12 protein-coding genes are annotated in these 14,744 nt (G+C 53.1%); 5 read left to right on the forward strand and 7 right to left on the reverse strand.

Annotated features, from left to right (window positions below):
* The 3 genes from ACO0LF_RS14615 to ACO0LF_RS14625 form a co-directional block, all read right to left on the reverse strand.
* Positions 1-705 carry a glutamine amidotransferase gene (locus ACO0LF_RS14615; protein WP_423015107.1) on the reverse strand — a complete coding sequence of 235 codons (705 nt, stop codon included), beginning with the start codon at positions 703-705 and terminating at the stop codon, positions 1-3.
* Between the two features lie 504 nt (positions 706-1,209).
* On the reverse strand, positions 1,210-1,422 hold the full coding sequence (locus ACO0LF_RS14620) for a tautomerase family protein (protein WP_423015109.1): 213 nt from the start codon (positions 1,420-1,422) through the stop codon (positions 1,210-1,212).
* 130 nt (positions 1,423-1,552) lie between these two features.
* Positions 1,553-2,293, reverse strand: a complete 741-nt coding sequence (locus tag ACO0LF_RS14625) for an SDR family oxidoreductase (RefSeq protein ID WP_423015111.1) — start codon at positions 2,291-2,293, stop codon at positions 1,553-1,555.
* Between the two features lie 122 nt (positions 2,294-2,415).
* On the opposite strand from ACO0LF_RS14625, the gene ACO0LF_RS14630 reads away from it, so the two are divergent.
* Positions 2,416-3,342 (forward strand): LysR family transcriptional regulator, encoded by a 927-nt coding sequence (locus ACO0LF_RS14630; RefSeq protein ID WP_423015113.1) that lies wholly within the window; start codon positions 2,416-2,418, stop codon positions 3,340-3,342.
* A gap of 309 nt (positions 3,343-3,651) precedes the next feature.
* Positions 3,652-4,413 (forward strand): hypothetical protein, encoded by a 762-nt coding sequence (locus ACO0LF_RS14635; RefSeq protein WP_423015115.1) that lies wholly within the window; start codon positions 3,652-3,654, stop codon positions 4,411-4,413.
* 200 nt (positions 4,414-4,613) lie between these two features.
* Here ACO0LF_RS14635 and ACO0LF_RS14640 read toward each other — a convergent pair whose 3' ends face one another.
* A complete protein-coding gene (locus ACO0LF_RS14640) occupies positions 4,614-4,967 on the reverse strand; it encodes a DUF1428 domain-containing protein (protein ID WP_423015117.1) in 354 nt (117 codons plus the stop codon).
* A 509-nt stretch (positions 4,968-5,476) separates the two neighbouring features.
* On the opposite strand from ACO0LF_RS14640, the gene ACO0LF_RS14645 reads away from it, so the two are divergent.
* Both ACO0LF_RS14645 and ACO0LF_RS14650 read left to right on the forward strand, forming a co-directional pair.
* A complete protein-coding gene (locus ACO0LF_RS14645) occupies positions 5,477-6,241 on the forward strand; it encodes a creatininase family protein (protein ID WP_423015119.1) in 765 nt (254 codons plus the stop codon).
* 156 nt (positions 6,242-6,397) lie between these two features.
* The gene (locus tag ACO0LF_RS14650) at positions 6,398-6,868 is read left to right on the forward strand and encodes a cache domain-containing protein (protein ID WP_423015121.1); all 471 of its coding nucleotides are present in this window, start codon (positions 6,398-6,400) and stop codon (positions 6,866-6,868) included.
* A gap of 200 nt (positions 6,869-7,068) precedes the next feature.
* Here ACO0LF_RS14650 and ACO0LF_RS14655 read toward each other — a convergent pair whose 3' ends face one another.
* A complete protein-coding gene (locus tag ACO0LF_RS14655) occupies positions 7,069-8,970 on the reverse strand; it encodes a reverse transcriptase family protein (protein ID WP_423015123.1) in 1,902 nt (633 codons plus the stop codon).
* On the opposite strand from ACO0LF_RS14655, the gene ACO0LF_RS14660 reads away from it, so the two are divergent.
* Complete coding sequence (locus ACO0LF_RS14660; RefSeq protein WP_423015125.1) at positions 8,969-9,208, forward strand: hypothetical protein; 240 nt, start codon at positions 8,969-8,971, stop codon at positions 9,206-9,208. The genes ACO0LF_RS14655 and ACO0LF_RS14660 overlap by 2 nt on opposite strands.
* A gap of 329 nt (positions 9,209-9,537) precedes the next feature.
* On the opposite strand, the gene ACO0LF_RS14665 is transcribed toward ACO0LF_RS14660, so the two are convergent.
* Both ACO0LF_RS14665 and ACO0LF_RS14670 read right to left on the reverse strand, forming a co-directional pair.
* Positions 9,538-11,190 (reverse strand): SWIM zinc finger family protein, encoded by a 1,653-nt coding sequence (locus tag ACO0LF_RS14665; protein ID WP_423015127.1) that lies wholly within the window; start codon positions 11,188-11,190, stop codon positions 9,538-9,540.
* Positions 11,187-14,531: a hypothetical protein gene (locus ACO0LF_RS14670; protein ID WP_423015129.1), complete on the reverse strand. Its 3,345-nt coding sequence runs from the start codon at positions 14,529-14,531 to the stop codon at positions 11,187-11,189. The genes ACO0LF_RS14665 and ACO0LF_RS14670 overlap by 4 nt, the downstream gene beginning before the upstream one ends.
* Positions 14,532-14,744 lie beyond the last annotated feature (213 nt).

The raw sequence follows: 14,744 nt of genomic DNA on the forward strand, positions 1-14,744 counted from the left end.
TCACACTCCGCACACCCTCAGCCATTCGGTAAAGAACAAACGCGCCTGATGTGCCAGGTCCAGTGCATGGCTAGCGGTCTGCTGGCGCATCTGTGGTATCGATAATTTCTCGTGCGCCATTTCACAGGCATTGCCTACATACCAGGCTTCCAGCCCTGCTGCCGTGACTTCCGGGTGGCATTGAAATGCCAGGCCATGCTTGCCCCAGCTATATGCCTGGTTGTGGCAAGCCTCGCTAGATGCCAGCAATTGCGCGCCCTCAGGCAAATCAAAGGTATCGCCATGCCAGTGGAACATATTGCAATGCCGCGCATCAAAATGCCGCACTGGCGTGTCCTTGCCTTCATTCGTCATCGTCAGCGGATACCAGCCTATCTCTTTGGTAACAGCAGGATAAACACGGGCCCCCAGCGCCCTTGCCATGATTTGCGCCCCCAGGCAAATGCCCAGCGTAGGCAAGTCTGCATGCAGGCGCTGCTGCAGGAAATACACCTCTTGCAGCAAGAAAGGATAGTTATCATCTTCATAGGCACCGATAGGTCCACCCAGCACGATGCAAATATCTGCCGCCAGCGGGTCCAGCGCGGCCCAGCCCTGGGTGCAGGCATTGACTTCCTGAATGGCAAAGTCCTGCTCTTTCAACAGGGCAAGAAAACTGCCAGCATCTTCAAAAGCAACGTGGTGGATGATCAGGGCGGTTTTCATGCCGGAGCAGCTTTCTCAAATAAAACAGTGTCGGGACCATCGTTCTTAGCTTACAAGGACAATATAGTATTGAATGCTGTCATTGACAACCACGCCTGCAGGAGCGGCTTGTGCCGGGCCTCGTAGGTTGACCGTATATTGCGTAGGTTGGGCTACGTTTTACCAGCCCAACACTGGGCGTTTAAATGACGTATACGTTGATTGAGGCCAAGTGTTGGGCTGATGACCCGAAGCCCAACCTACGCTGTTAACCCGACTCAGGTTTACTCCCCCTTCATCCCCATCTTCTCCAGCGTCAAGGTCTCGTCTGCCCGCCCCCAGCAGCCATCGCTGACTTCTTCCACCAGCCTCGTAGGTTGGGCCGGGCCTCGCTAGTATCGTAGGTTGGGCTACGTTTCATCAGCCCAACACTGGGTGTTTAAATGACGTATACGTTGATTGAGGCCAAGTGTTGGGCTGATGACCCGAAGCCCAACCTACGGGTCATCAGCCCACGATATCCCTTCACTCCCCCTTCATCCCCATCTTCTCCAACGTCAGGGTCTCATCCGCCCGCCCCCAGCCACCATCACTGACTTCTTCCACCAGTACCATGGTATAAGGCCGTACGCCTTCGCCGAAATATTCGACAAACATGGCGGTGGTGCGGTGGATGATTTCTTCTTTGCGGCTGGCATCGATGATGCCTTCAGGGAATTTAAAATTGGCAAATGGCATGATTTTTTCCTTTAAATAGGACTTACGCAAAATTGTCCCAGCAAGGCGTAGCGACGAAGACAGTACTTTAGTACGGCTAGGAGCTGCAACGCAGCTGGGGCGGTTTTGCGTAAGTCCCATTAAAAATAAATTAGGCGAAACCGCCGTTAACCCGTAAAACTTGTGAATTGACCCAGGCACCATCCGGGCCAGCCAGGAAGGCAACCGCAGAGGCGATCTCGGCGGGCGTGCCTATGCGCTCCATCGGTGCCATCCTGGCGATGTTGCTGACCTGCTCTTCGGTCTTGCCATGGAAGAATAACTCGGTACCTACCGGGCCGGGGGCGACGGCATTGACCGTGATCTCGCGCCCGCGCAATTCATTGGCTAGCACATGTACCAGGCCTTCTACCCCGGCCTTGCTGGCAATGTAGGGGCCATAGGCAGGAAAGGATTTGGCAATCACGCTGGTCGACAAGGCAATGATGCGCCCGCCTATTTCCACCTGCTGTGCTGCCTGTGCCAGTACCAAAAAGGCACCGCGCAAATTGATGGCGATGAGCTTGTCAAAGGCATCGATGTTGCTGGCATTGATCGTGGTCATGGACATGCTGCCAGCACTGTTGACGACCACGTCTATGCGGCCAAATACTTCTTTGGCGGTAGCAAACAATTGCGCCACATCCTCAGACTTGCTGACATCGCCCTGCACCGCTATCGCCTTGCCACCGGCTGCCTGTATGGCGCTGACGGTCTCCTGCGCCCTGGCGACATTGCCTGCATAATTGACGACGACGGCAAAGCCATCTGCCGCCAGGCGCAGGGAGATGGCCTGGCCTATGCCCCGCGAGCCACCAGTGACGATGGCGGTCTTAGTTATTTCATTACTCATATTTCTCTCCCTGGTGAAGATCATCCAGACTGATATGTCTGCCTGGATTACACTTTAACCATTCAACCCAGCAAGATAAATACTGATAAACTCAGAACATAATTCAACCCAGCTCAACAATCATGGACCGCCTCGACACCCTGCAGCTATTCACCCGCATCGTTGAAACCGGCAGTTTCAGCCGGGCGGCGGATATGCTGGACATCCCCAGAGCCAGCGCCACCCATGCCATCAAGCAGCTGGAAACCCGCCTGGGCACCCGCCTGCTGGAGCGCACCACGCGCCAGGTACGCACCACCCTGGATGGCCAGGCTTTTTACGAGCGCTGCGTACATATCATCAGTGAACTCGATGATGCAGAAGCATCAATGCGGCATGTGGCCGCCAATCCGCGTGGGGTCTTGCGGGTGGACATGCATGGCACGCATGCGACACAAGTCGTGTTGCCACGCATACAGGAATTTCGCGAGCGTTATCCCGGCATAGACCTGGTCGTCAGCAGTGGCGACCGCCTGGTCGATCTGATACGTGAAGGAGTTGATTGCGTGATACGCGGCGGCCACCCGCGTGATTCAACGCTGGTGGCACGCCGGCTGGCTCTGATGCCGCAAGTGCTGTGCGCCAGCCCGGCTTATCTGGCCAGATTTGGCACACCGCACCACCCGGATGATTTGATGATGCACCAGGCCGTCAGGTTTTTTTCCAGCACGACTGCGATAGACTATCCCATCGTCTTGAACATTGATGGCCAGGTGAAAGAGTTTGATGTCGGCGGCTGGATGACAGTCAATGATGCCGAAAACTATGTCACCTGCGCCTTAAGTGGTTGCGGCCTGATACAGCTGCCACGCTTCCACATCGCCGATGCCCTGCGCGATGGCCACCTGGTAGAAGTACTGGCAGACTGGCATAGCCCACCCTTGCCAGTCACCGCCCTCTACCCCTACCGCCGCCAGCTATCACCACGTGTGCGGGTGTTTGTGGATTGGCTGGTGGGGTTGTATGAGCAGAAGTTTGGGGTCTTGCCGCTTGAGGGTAAGATGGGGTAAGGATTATGCAAGAACAAGTATTTTTGTGGAGCACTGGCAGTCTTCGATTTTCGTAGGTTGGGCCGGGCCTCGCTAGGCTGCGGTTCATCAGCCCAACACTGGGCGTTTAAAGGACGTATACGTTTGTTAAGGCCGAGTGTTGGGCTGGTGAAGCGTAGCCCAACCTACAAAACCTAGCCCAGTCACCGCCCTCTACCCCTACCGCCGCCAGCTATCACCACGCGTGCGGGTGTTTGTGGATTGGCTGGTGGGGTTGTATGAGCAGAAGTTTGGGGTCTTGCCTGTGACAATGAAAGGAGAAATAAGCTGATGAAAATTCGTTTACCAGTTCTATGGGGCAGGCTTGCAGATGTTGACTACGGCGCAAAGCAATTAAAACTATCAGAGATCCTGCCAAAGACAGGGCAAACCATTAACGTCTATTTTTCTGAAGATGATAGTCCGGTTTATAAAGAAAACCCGCATGTGCTGTGGAAGCCGCCCTTGACTGAAATGAATGGCTGGTCCGAGCAACCCAGTGACATTTTGCATAGTTACATCGTGACGGGGCAGGTAAAATTTTTACGCCAAGTCCTGCGAAGTAATGACGATGTCACGCCGCTGGAAAAGATGGTAGAGAAAAGCCTGGAATATGAGTTACTCATCACGGATGTACAGCCCTTGCTCAAGATGTGTGATGCGGTGAAAAATATGTCGCCAGAGTTGTGGCAAGAACGCTATGGCAGCAAAACCCTATCAGGTCTCTTGCAAGTTCAGAATAACAGAGAGGCTTTGTTTAACTATATTAATGGCACAGAATGGGCAGAAGTGCGTTGGGCTGGCACAGCAAAGGCAGGTAACTACCTTTACCTGATTTTCAATCGCTATGAAGTTCATTACGAAACCTTGCTTCAACAGGAGGGAGAGCAACTATTTGTCCATTATTTCAGCTTTGCCACCTACCGTCAAAGCGACCGATACATCGCGCGCAAGAAACTCCTGACCAAGGAGAACGAGGGTATCAAATCATTGTTGGCAAGAGCTGCCGAGCTGAAGGATGGCTTTGGTGATTATTTGTTTGTAGATGTCTAGTCTCGTAAATTAGGCAGGGCCTCGTTATCTCGTAGGTTGGGCTACGGGTTATCAGCCCAACACTGGGCGTTTAAAAGACGTATACGTTTGTTAAGGCCGAGTGTTGGGCTGGTAAAGCGTAGCCCAACCTACGACGCCCGGCCCAACCTACAAAATCTAGCCCAATCTACGGTTCAATTTTGCATCCATTCTTCAACAAATCACAACTCCACCAACACCTCAAAGCCACCATAAATCATGCGCTTGCCGTCGCAGGGTAGAAGGTTACTTTCTGAATTCAGGCGCGGGTCTGCCATGACTTTTTCCCATGCGGCGTTGCGCACTTCTTTTGATGGCCAGGTCATCCAGGAAAAGACCACGGTTTCATCTTCCTTGCATTGCACGGCCAGGGGGAAGGATGTCAGCTTGCCGGGAGGCACATCGTCACCCCAGCATTCAACGATATTGAGCACGCCGTATTCTTTGAACACCGGTGATATTTTTTCTGAATACAGGCGGTAGGCTTCGTGGTTGGCATTGGGGACAGCAAGTACAAATCCATCGACATATTTCATGAAAAAACTCCTGGTCAGGCGCGGCTGGATGAAGGAATAAAACTGCTGGATATAAAGGCCATATACAGCGACAAAAATACACAAGCTGACTTGTCGCTTTGGCTGAATTTTAATCTACAATTTTTGATCAGGGTAAAGTTTATTTTTGCATCGATTCAAAAAATATTTTACAAATTTATCCTTTAAAAACATCAACTTACGATAGTACAAGAGCACTCTGGTGCTAGTATGATACAAGCACTGTGCAAGTACTGTACTTGTACTAAACCAGCACCATACTGATCCTGCTGATCCCTGAATCCTGAATCCTGATTATTGATTCCTTAAATCTATATCCCACCGCCAACCGGGCGATGAGGGTGAGATAAAAAAATTTGGCGTTTTTCAAAATTTGCGGCAAGATAGAGGCTGTGAATTTTGTCGTCCCTAGCAAACCCACAGCGGACGCACAAGTAATACCCCAGCAGCACTCCAGCAGCATCCTGCCCACCCCGATTTGAAAGTATCCCATGCGTCTCGCCTATTCCACCTGGCCCGAAATCACGGCTTTTCTGAACACGTCCAAAACCGTCATCATCCCCATAGGTTCGAATGAGCAACACGGCCCCATGGGCTTGCTGGGTACGGACTGGATGTGCCCGGAGATCATCGCCACTGCTGCCGAAAAAATCGCCCAGCAAAACGGCCAGGCCCTGATGCTGGCACCGACCTTCAACATCGGCATGGCGCAGCATCACCTGGGTTTTGCCGGTACGATTTCGCTGCGGCCTTCCACCTTCATGGCTGCGATTGAGGACTGGGTTTTGTCGCTGGCGCGCCATGGTTTTGACCACATTTATTTTTTGAATGGTCACGGCGGCAATATCGCGACCATAGAAGCGGCCTTCTCGCAAATTTATTCGCACTACTCGTACAACAACAAAGCCTGCCCATTGACGCTGAAGCTGAAAAACTGGTGGGACTTGCCCAATGTTGCATCGCTCTGCCATGAGATGTTCCCGGTCGGTCATGGCATGCATGCCACCCCTTCAGAAATCGCTGTCACCTATGCAGCGTACCCCGATCAGGTACGCCAGGTAGAGCTGACACCCAAAATCCCGCCAACCGGCCCTATCCTCGACGCCCTTGACTACCGCGCCCGTTTCCCGGATGGCCGCATAGGTGCAGATTCCAGCCTGGCGACCATAGAGTTAGGGCAGCAAATCATAGACACAGCTGTTGCGGGCTTATTGAGCGATATCCAGGCATATAGCGCCGAGCAAAAGCCAGCCTGAGTTTTTAAATACCCCTATGCGAGTGTTGCATCCGAGGTACTGGCAAAGTAAATACTGCCTTTATATTGTAAAACCGGCGCTCAAAGCCTACTCTGAATGTGTTGTTGCTATAAACCAAAATTGCCAGTCTGGATAAAAACACATAACGGAGACATCATGAGACAGTTTTTCAAAAGCATCCTGCTTGCTTTTTGCTTCGCCTTGTTTGCTCAGGGCGCTGCCCTTGCCGCCGACCATGCCACGGCGCAAGAGGCAACCGACATGATCAAGAAGGTTATCGCCTACTACAAAGCCAATGGTCCTGAGAAAACCTATGCCGCCGTGAATGACCCCAAGGGCCAGTTCATCTACAAGGATTTATATGTCTTTGCCGGCACGGTCAAACCTGGTGGCGTCACCCTGGCGCATGGCGGCAACCCCAAGCTTTTGGGAAAACCTCTGGGTGAAATGCGTGATGGCGATGGCAAATTTTTTGTCAAGGAAATCAATGCTGTTGCAGGCAACAAAGAAGGCAAGGGCTGGGTAGATTATAAATGGGTGAACCCGGTGACCAAGGCACTGGAACCCAAAAGCACTTATGTGGAGCGGGTTGACGATATTTATTTTGCTTGTGGTATCTACAAATAATCTACAAATAAATCTGCTTTTAAGCTTCACTGCATTCAATTTATTTTGTGAATACGATACTGGCTGGTCGTGATTTTTCTGCACGGCCAGCTACCGTAATCAGATTACAACCAAATACCTTCCCCTACCCTGCTATTTCCATCGGCAATCAATGCCGGATAAAAAGCGGTGCGCCATGCGCACCACTCTGGCTATACTGGCTATAACAAAATCACGCTCAACACCAGCATCAGCATGACCCACACAAGACTGCTGCGGCCGGTGATCAGGCTGAGGGCGACAAGCGCTATGCCGAATGTAAATGGATAAAGACTGTGCAGATTGGCTGAGAAGATGGCGCACAAAAAGACTTGAAATACCCGGCTCAGCGTGCCATACAGACGCTTATTGAGTTTGTATTCTTCTGCCGCGGTGTATTCATTGCTTACCGTAGTGGCAGCAACAGGCGGTTTGATTGTGGGCATAGCAGCCGCCTTCTTTTCTTCCTTCACGGCTTTTTTCTCTGCTGCCACTTGCTGCGTGGTTTGTTCCAGCACAGGCGCGGCGGCCTCTCTTACCTGCCACCAGTCCTGGCCATTTGCTCTTTGTGGCGTTTTGCCAGTGGCGACTTGCTGGCGTAGTGTTGGCCTTGCCACAGGTACGGGCGTATGAACTGCATGCTGTGCACGCATAGCCTTAATGCGTTGCAGCCAGGGTTGGCCCTTTACCGGGTTGACCATGCAGACATAGCGCGCATAGCCTTCCAGCGCACCCAGCACGTCGGTATTGCCATTCCAGTGATAGCCAGCCGGGCCATTTTTTTCTACCTGATGCAGGGTGGCGCGGAAGCGGTGCAGGGTCTTGGCATCAATGGTGGGACTGTGATTGACGACGATGCCGGTGACCTCTTGCTTCTGGCTGTGGCGCATGATGTGCTGCTTGTCGGGGTGCAGGGTAAAGCCTTCATCAGCAATGATATGCTTGACGCGCCACAAGAGCTTGCCGACCGGTGGACGTTCTCTTTGTTTGCTGGAAAAAGTCAGGTCATCGGCATAACGGGTGTACACAAAACCCAGCTTGGTCGCTGCGGCATGCAGGCGTTTATCGAGGGTGTGACACAGAATATTCGTGATCATGGGGCTCGATGGTGCACCTTGTGGCAGGCTACGTTTTTTACCTGCGACAAAATATTTTTGGGTATCGACACGTACTTCTTCTGTTGCCTGTTCAGTACACAGCAAACCCAGCAGGGTGGCAATCTGGTCGCCATAGCCCAGAGATTTGAACACACCTTTAACGCGCGGATATTCTATGCCGGGGAAGAAGTCTTTCAAGTCCAGGTTGATGACCACAGCCTGCCTCACATGCGGCAAGGCATTGCTGAGTATGGAATGCTGTGGCAAGAAGCCATGGGCCGCAGGATGGCATGGCACTTTGGCGAGGATATGATCCAGCACCCAATACTGGCAACGCTTGAGGCGCGGCATGGGCGCAGAAATAAAGCGCTGGCCGCCGGTTTTTTTGGGGATAGAGAAGCGTTGGTAATGGCTGACCTGGCTGACCTTGCGCTGGAAACTCATGAAGCGCAATTCTGCCAGCGGTATGCCAATTGCTGTCGCCAGGTCCAGGGATTTTTGCAGCGAGGGTAACTGATAACGTGCCAGCTTGTCGGTATTGGTGCTGCTGTAGTTCAAGCCTGTGGAAACACCCTCTCCCAGATAGCCGATATCGTTCTGGCGTTTTTCTTGCCAGGCCAGCGCCTTGGCGTGACGCAATTGCGCATGTTTTTGCTTGGTCAGCTCACGTTTTTCTTTTGCTGCCGCCATACGCTGCTTGCGCATGTCGCGCAGCGCAGCCTTGGGGTCTTGCACGCGCCGCAATTGAGCCGTCAACTCATACAATTCTTTGCTGAGTGCCGCTTCACGGTTGATAAGTTCATCGGTCACCGATGGTTTGCCACTGTCGGCAGGCCAAAAACCAAGGCGACGCATCTCTTGCAGGACTACGGCATCTTTGGTGGTCGTGCGCAGGTGGGCATACAATTCATCGCGTGTCATCTGTGACAAGGGTCTGTCAGATGCTGCGGCTGTAGTCTGTGCGGCCTGTGGCTGTTGTTGTGTCATGACGCTGGTCTCTGTTTTCTTTTGGCATGCTGAAGCATCAGCAAGTGCAAAAAAGAATTCACGTTTTCCAAATAAAGCAAAAACGGTGAGCCAGACAAAAGAAGGAAAAGCGGCAGGAAGCTCATCGAAGAGCCTTCAGACTGAGAGGCTCCACTCGACGCCGGAAACGCATACCGGCGCGATGGGGTTCACGGAATCCACATCGTCATCGCGCCGGTATGCGTTTCCGGCACAGTGAAGAGAAACTCAGTGATGCATAGCTAAGCAAAAAACATGGATGGCGATACACCATCCGGATTGCAAGAGCCTTCCTGCCTGCAATTATTCTAATCTCCGACTCACCTCCTGTAAATAACTACTATGTAAAAATTATGTAACTACTTTTACTTCAATGGCTTGAACAAAGTCATTGAAAAAGTACAGCGAACTCATTGAAACTACTTTTCCATTCCACATTTACTTCTTAATAGGACTTACGCAAAATTGTCCCAGCAAGGCGCAGCGACGAAGACAGTACTTTAGTACGGCTAGGAGCTGCAACGCAGCTGGGGCGGTTTTGCGTATGTCCTATTTATTGGCTACTTGCCGGATGGCCAGCATGTGCTCGCAAGGCCCACGGAACATGCGGTTGCGCACGTAGTAATCGCAACTGCAATTGCCTTCGACCAGCCTGTCATCATTGTCCAGCCTGATCATGGTCTTGCTGAGTTTCTTGGTATTGGTAAGGCTGGCACTGACGCTGGCCCTCCATTCGATACCGCCTTCGGCAATAACAGAAGACTGCAAATCCAGTAACAGGTTTTTATGAACGAGCTGGGCTGCCAGGGCTTCGCGTTCACTGGCAAAACGCAGGCTGGCGACGTTGATGGGTTCGCGTACCAGATCGCGCCAGCGTGCCACCTGGTCAACTGCGTCATACACCACATGGCCCGCCTGCATGAGGCCAGTCAGGGCCGATGCCACCAGTTTGCTATCGAGCTGTAACTGCTGCGCCAGGCTGGCGGTGCTGGCTGACCATTGCGATGACAAGGCATGTGCCACGGCTTGCGATGTCGTGTCATCGACATCCAGGCGTGGGGCCAGCAAATCAAATTGCCCGGCGCGTGACCAGTCATTGGCTGTCCAGCCGGACAAGCCCAGGGTGTAATTCATGTCTGGCAGATGAGCGATCCAGAAGCTGGGCAAGCCTGTGCCCATGAGCATGACGCTGAACTTGTCAGCAACTGCAATCAGCCTCTCCAGCGTCAGCAAGCGGCGGCGGCCCCAGATCCTGACCTCTGCCGCCTCTTTGCCGGTAAAGACAGAACGCTGGCATACCAGCTTGATGCCCCAGGGTTCAAACAGCATGCAGATAGGCTGGCCAGGCTCCAGGATGAAGCGTATCGAACGCGGCCCTACCCGCTCAGTCTTGCGGCGCAGGATGTGGCAAATGCTGTGCACATCCATGGGGTGTAAATCGAGCTTGTGGGCAGGCAGGGACATGGCAGTGCTGACTTGCAAAAACCCACGCATCCAGCTGTCTGGCAAATCTATCTTTGCTTCATGGTATTGCTCATCATGGCCGGTTTGTACCTGGAAGCCATCTGCCTGGATTTCAAAGCGGGTTTCTTTATAGGCGCGTATCTTTTGGAATTCTGTATACAGGTCTGCCGAATAATCAATATTCGTGGTGCCGCAAGAGAACTCGCCCAGGTGTTTGAAGACATTATGGCGACAGCTCAGGCTGGCATAAGTCGATTCATCGCGGCTGAAGCATTCAAAGAAAACCTTGTCGGGATGCACCGTGATGACCGGGTCAAGCACTATCCACATGTCGCGGTTTTCTTTGTACAGATAATCAAAGTAGGCGCGCTGTGCCGTATAAAAAGGCTTGATCAGTTCTGTTTTTTTGTTTTGCACCTTGGTGAGTTCTGCACGTACAGGGGCGATTTTTTCACGCAACTCTTTTTCCTGCGCCATGAAGTCGGCCAGCAGGCTGGCTTCATTCTCTGCCAGCCAGGCAAAGTAAGCTGTCCTGTCCTTGGGCTGGGTGCGCAGGTCAGACACCACCACATCGTGCATGGCGCTGATGGCTTCGCGGTAAGCCAGTGCCAGCGTGGGTTGCAGGGTGGCGGCAAAATAAGTGGGGGAGCGCAAAGTGTCAGGCGCGAACTGCATGCTGGTGGCATTGGCGCTGTCATTCACCTGGCTATTGCCAAAGTAGCGGTATTCAAACTTCATACAGACTCCGCAGAGATCATGGCTGCATCCTTGTGCATGCGTGGAGCAATCAGTTGCATAGGCCAGTCGGCCGCATCAGCCAGGGCCGGGTAGCTGGCCTGCAATTGTGTCAGACCGAGGATGTATTGCGCCTTGTCCTGGATCGCCACGGTCAATACCTGGCGGGTAAAAATCCGGGCAACAAATTGGGCATGGTCTGCCGACAATAAACCCTGTTCCTGCAAGAAGCGTATCACCCGGTTTTTTACGGTACGGGCCTTGTTCACATGCGACAAGACGCTGAGGAAATAGGGACGCAATTGCTGCAAGTGTTGCAAGGCCGATGGCAAGTCGCCACAGGTCTGCACACTTTGCTCCAGCCACTGGCTGACAAATAATTGCATGCTGGCCGATGGATGTTGACTCAGGCTCAGGACATATTCGGTCGCGTCTTCCACCTTGAAATGGCGGGTGATAAGCTGCCTGCCCAGCCTTTGTATGGGAGCTTGCGAGTGATCACACAGGGCCAGTAACTGGCTCAGGGCCCATTCACTGGTATCAATATTTTTACTGAAATAATCGACTGCAAAATTGCGGGTTTCTGGCCAGCGGGTATCGAGTATGCGCAGGGCATCGGCAAGATTTTGCTTGACTTCAGACAGATGCTGCCTGAAATAAGCTTGTGCCTGTGACCTGACTTGCAGCACTGCATGCCTGCCCAGGTTAGCCCACTGCAAGACCGTGAGACTGGCAGCCAGAGCGCCGTGTTCCTGGTTCAGCAACATGGCACCCAGCTCTTGCGCCCCTTTGCTGCGTGCCTGCAATAAACGCCATTGTACCTCGACAGGCAGGGCCAGCGTGGCTGCCAGCAAAGGGCCGCTGCACCAGTTGATGATATCGGTGTGCACGCTCGCTTCACCATCGGCATTGTCACTGCGGAAAATAACATCGATGAAATGGCTCAACAGCTTTTCTGAAAAGTCTGCATAGGGCGCCAGCTGGCTGATCACCGGTGTCATGGCGGCACGCACGCGGGCATCCAGCGCAGTCGCAAGAGTAGCGACCAGGTCAGGCTGCTGGCGCAATACTTCGGCTGGCAAGGCGGCAAACAAGCGGCTGCCCAGGCTTTGTCTGCCTGCATCAGCGTCTTGCAATAAGTCACGCAAGAGCGTTGGTGCAACATGGGCTATGCCTGCCGGGTGCGCCAGCAAGATATCGGTTGCCAAAGCCTGTTGCCAGAACTGCTTTGCCTGCAGCAAGGCACACCATTCTGCGATTTCCTGGTCAGGCAACAGGGCGACTTGTTTGGCCAGCAGGCTCAGTATCAGCCATTGCAAGTCCTCACGCACAGCATCTGCCTGGTGTGCGGCCATCGTCGTTTGCCTGGCCCAGTCAGACAAGTGGTGCAAGATTTGCTGCCGCGTCGCCACGGTGCTGCTATAGGCCAGCATGCGGCAAGCCGCGCGCACGGCTGATGTTGGGCTGGTGATCATGGCGACGATGAGCGCCGCCTCCTGGGCATACAGCTCTGGTGTTTTACCGATAAAACCCAGGGCAAACTCTGCCGCTGGCGGGTAATCTGCCGTCAGCAAGATCAGCAGCCAGTCCAGCCCTGGTGTTTGTCCGGCAAAGCGCTGTTTGATAATGTGAAAAGCAAATTCCCTGGTCGGCAGATAGGCGCTTTGCAGCAGGCTTTGCAATTGTTGCAGATCAAGCTGCTGGCAATAGAGCTGATTATCGCTCAGTGCCCTTGCAGCAAAGGCATGCACGCCCAGGCAAAGACTATGTTGCAACAGGTAGAACAATTTTTCTGGCGCGGCATCCCAGAGCTTGGGAAAGGCTTCTTGCCGTTTGGTGCGTAGCGGATAATCGAGATCGTCTGTCGTCGCAGGTATCCACCACTTGAGTGCAGTGCGGCTGGTCTTGACATCGCTATCATGCTGATGCACTAGCTGATTGAATACCATCCAGCTGGCATAGGGGCTGAGATAGCGCAATTCTGTCGTATAAGAGCGGCTCTGGTAATTCCAGTTAACCAGTCTTTGTATCTGCGGCTTGCCTGCATGCGCATCGTCGCAAGCCTGCAAGATGCCGGTGGCCATGTTGACGAATTCAGGGCTACCAAGTTCACCAAGACGGCGCAAGATACGCCAGCTGCGGCGGCGCAGGTAATCGCGGGTCAGGCTGGAATAGGCAACCCTGGTATTGGGTTTTTTAACTTCATCGGCATAGCTGACATAGCGCCTTTCCAGGTAGACATAACTGGTATGGGATGTCAGCAAGAACAGGGGCCAGGCTTTTTCAAAGCGCTGATGCAGGATGCCAAACAATTCGGCATCGTCGCAGAATTCTGCCGTCTTGTACAAGTGGCGGAAGGCACGGAATACCTGCACATTCACTGTCAAACTGTTCAACTGCTGTAGCAGCAAGGGGCGCGCCAAAGTCGAGATGCCGGCCCGGGCTATGATATCGAGTTGTTCCAGCCAGTCATCATGACGCCAGCCTTGCCAGCCTTTGGCTGCGGGCAAGAGCAGCAAGACTTCATCCATGCCGGCTTGCAGGCTGGTGGCCAGCTGGGCTTTTTGCCAGGCGGCTTGCAAGTCTGCTGGCCATTGCGCGATCAAGTCATGTGCATACAGTTGTGCTTCTTCTGGTGCTGCCAGTGCCAGCCAGGCTTGCAAGGCCATATGGCGGACATGCGCATCCTGCGAGCGCAGACTCAGTTCCTGCATGGCGATTTTTGCGCCGGCATCGCCGCAACGGCCTATCGCATAGGCGACGCAATAGTCGAGCATGGCATCGGCAGTGCCCAGCAATTCGACCAGGCGTGGCACGGCAGCAGGCAAGCGACGTTCACCTATGCGCCACACTGTGCGCGTGCGCTCGGCCCGCGACAGGCCTGACCAGGCGCGCGGTGGAAGCTTGTCGAGCAGGATTTTTTCTTGTTCAGACAAAGAAGTCGGTTTGCTGATCTTGTGTACCAGGGTTTGCGATGAGTGCCCCCATTGCATGGCATCACCATGCGAAGCGCTGGCAGTATCCGATCCATCCGATCCATCAGATGCACCTGATCCTGACTGCAGCGATGGAATAGAAATAGTGGATGCAGAAGTATCCACAAAACCCTGTTCCAGCTTGCTGGCCAGCACCTGAGCAAACAGACTTTTTGCCTGGCCCAGGTTGACAGGGAAAGGCGTCTTGCTGCTTTCTTGCCATTCGGCATCGGGCTGGCCTTCGCGTACATTGACCAGATAGACAGGTGTTGCCCCTTGAGCCTGAGGTGCCTGTGATAGCTCGATTTCGCAATGTCGCTCCTGGGGCTGCATGCGCACCAGCTTCACCAATTTAATCATGCCTTGCATAGCCATGCTCCGGAAAATATCGCTCGCCGGAACCACAAGAAAATTTCAGCATTTCCGGCATCATAAAGCAGAGCATTATGACATCGTTTATTTTGCCTACAATACATACTTACGTTTAGCTACAAAGATGGATTTTCCAGGTATTTACATACTGTCACATACACAAAAAAGGCACGTGATAAAATGCGTGCAGCAATCATGCAAGCATTTCCC

Source organism: Undibacterium sp. Di27W, assembly GCF_049340345.1.
In the GTDB taxonomy this organism is placed as follows: domain Bacteria; phylum Pseudomonadota; class Gammaproteobacteria; order Burkholderiales; family Burkholderiaceae_D; genus Undibacterium.

Excerpts from the sequence above, each read along its gene's own strand:
- ACO0LF_RS14640 (WP_423015117.1), bottom strand. The coding sequence starts at position 4,967 with ATGAAATATGTCGATGGATTTGTACTTGCTGTCCCCAATGCCAACCAC.
- ACO0LF_RS14670 (WP_423015129.1), bottom strand. The coding sequence starts at position 14,531 with ATGCAAGGCATGATTAAATTGGTGAAGCTGGTGCGCATGCAGCCCCAG.
- ACO0LF_RS14635 (WP_423015115.1), top strand. The coding sequence starts at position 3,652 with ATGAAAATTCGTTTACCAGTTCTATGGGGCAGGCTTGCAGATGTTGAC.
- ACO0LF_RS14625 (WP_423015111.1), bottom strand. The coding sequence starts at position 2,293 with ATGAGTAATGAAATAACTAAGACCGCCATCGTCACTGGTGGCTCGCGG.
- ACO0LF_RS14660 (WP_423015125.1), top strand. The coding sequence starts at position 8,969 with ATGACGCTGGTCTCTGTTTTCTTTTGGCATGCTGAAGCATCAGCAAGT.
- ACO0LF_RS14650 (WP_423015121.1), top strand. The coding sequence starts at position 6,398 with ATGAGACAGTTTTTCAAAAGCATCCTGCTTGCTTTTTGCTTCGCCTTG.
- ACO0LF_RS14620 (WP_423015109.1), bottom strand. The coding sequence starts at position 1,422 with ATGCCATTTGCCAATTTTAAATTCCCTGAAGGCATCATCGATGCCAGC.
- ACO0LF_RS14655 (WP_423015123.1), bottom strand. The coding sequence starts at position 8,970 with ATGACACAACAACAGCCACAGGCCGCACAGACTACAGCCGCAGCATCT.
- ACO0LF_RS14615 (WP_423015107.1), bottom strand. The coding sequence starts at position 705 with ATGAAAACCGCCCTGATCATCCACCACGTTGCTTTTGAAGATGCTGGC.
- ACO0LF_RS14665 (WP_423015127.1), bottom strand. The coding sequence starts at position 11,190 with ATGAAGTTTGAATACCGCTACTTTGGCAATAGCCAGGTGAATGACAGC.
- ACO0LF_RS14645 (WP_423015119.1), top strand. The coding sequence starts at position 5,477 with ATGCGTCTCGCCTATTCCACCTGGCCCGAAATCACGGCTTTTCTGAAC.
- ACO0LF_RS14630 (WP_423015113.1), top strand. The coding sequence starts at position 2,416 with ATGGACCGCCTCGACACCCTGCAGCTATTCACCCGCATCGTTGAAACC.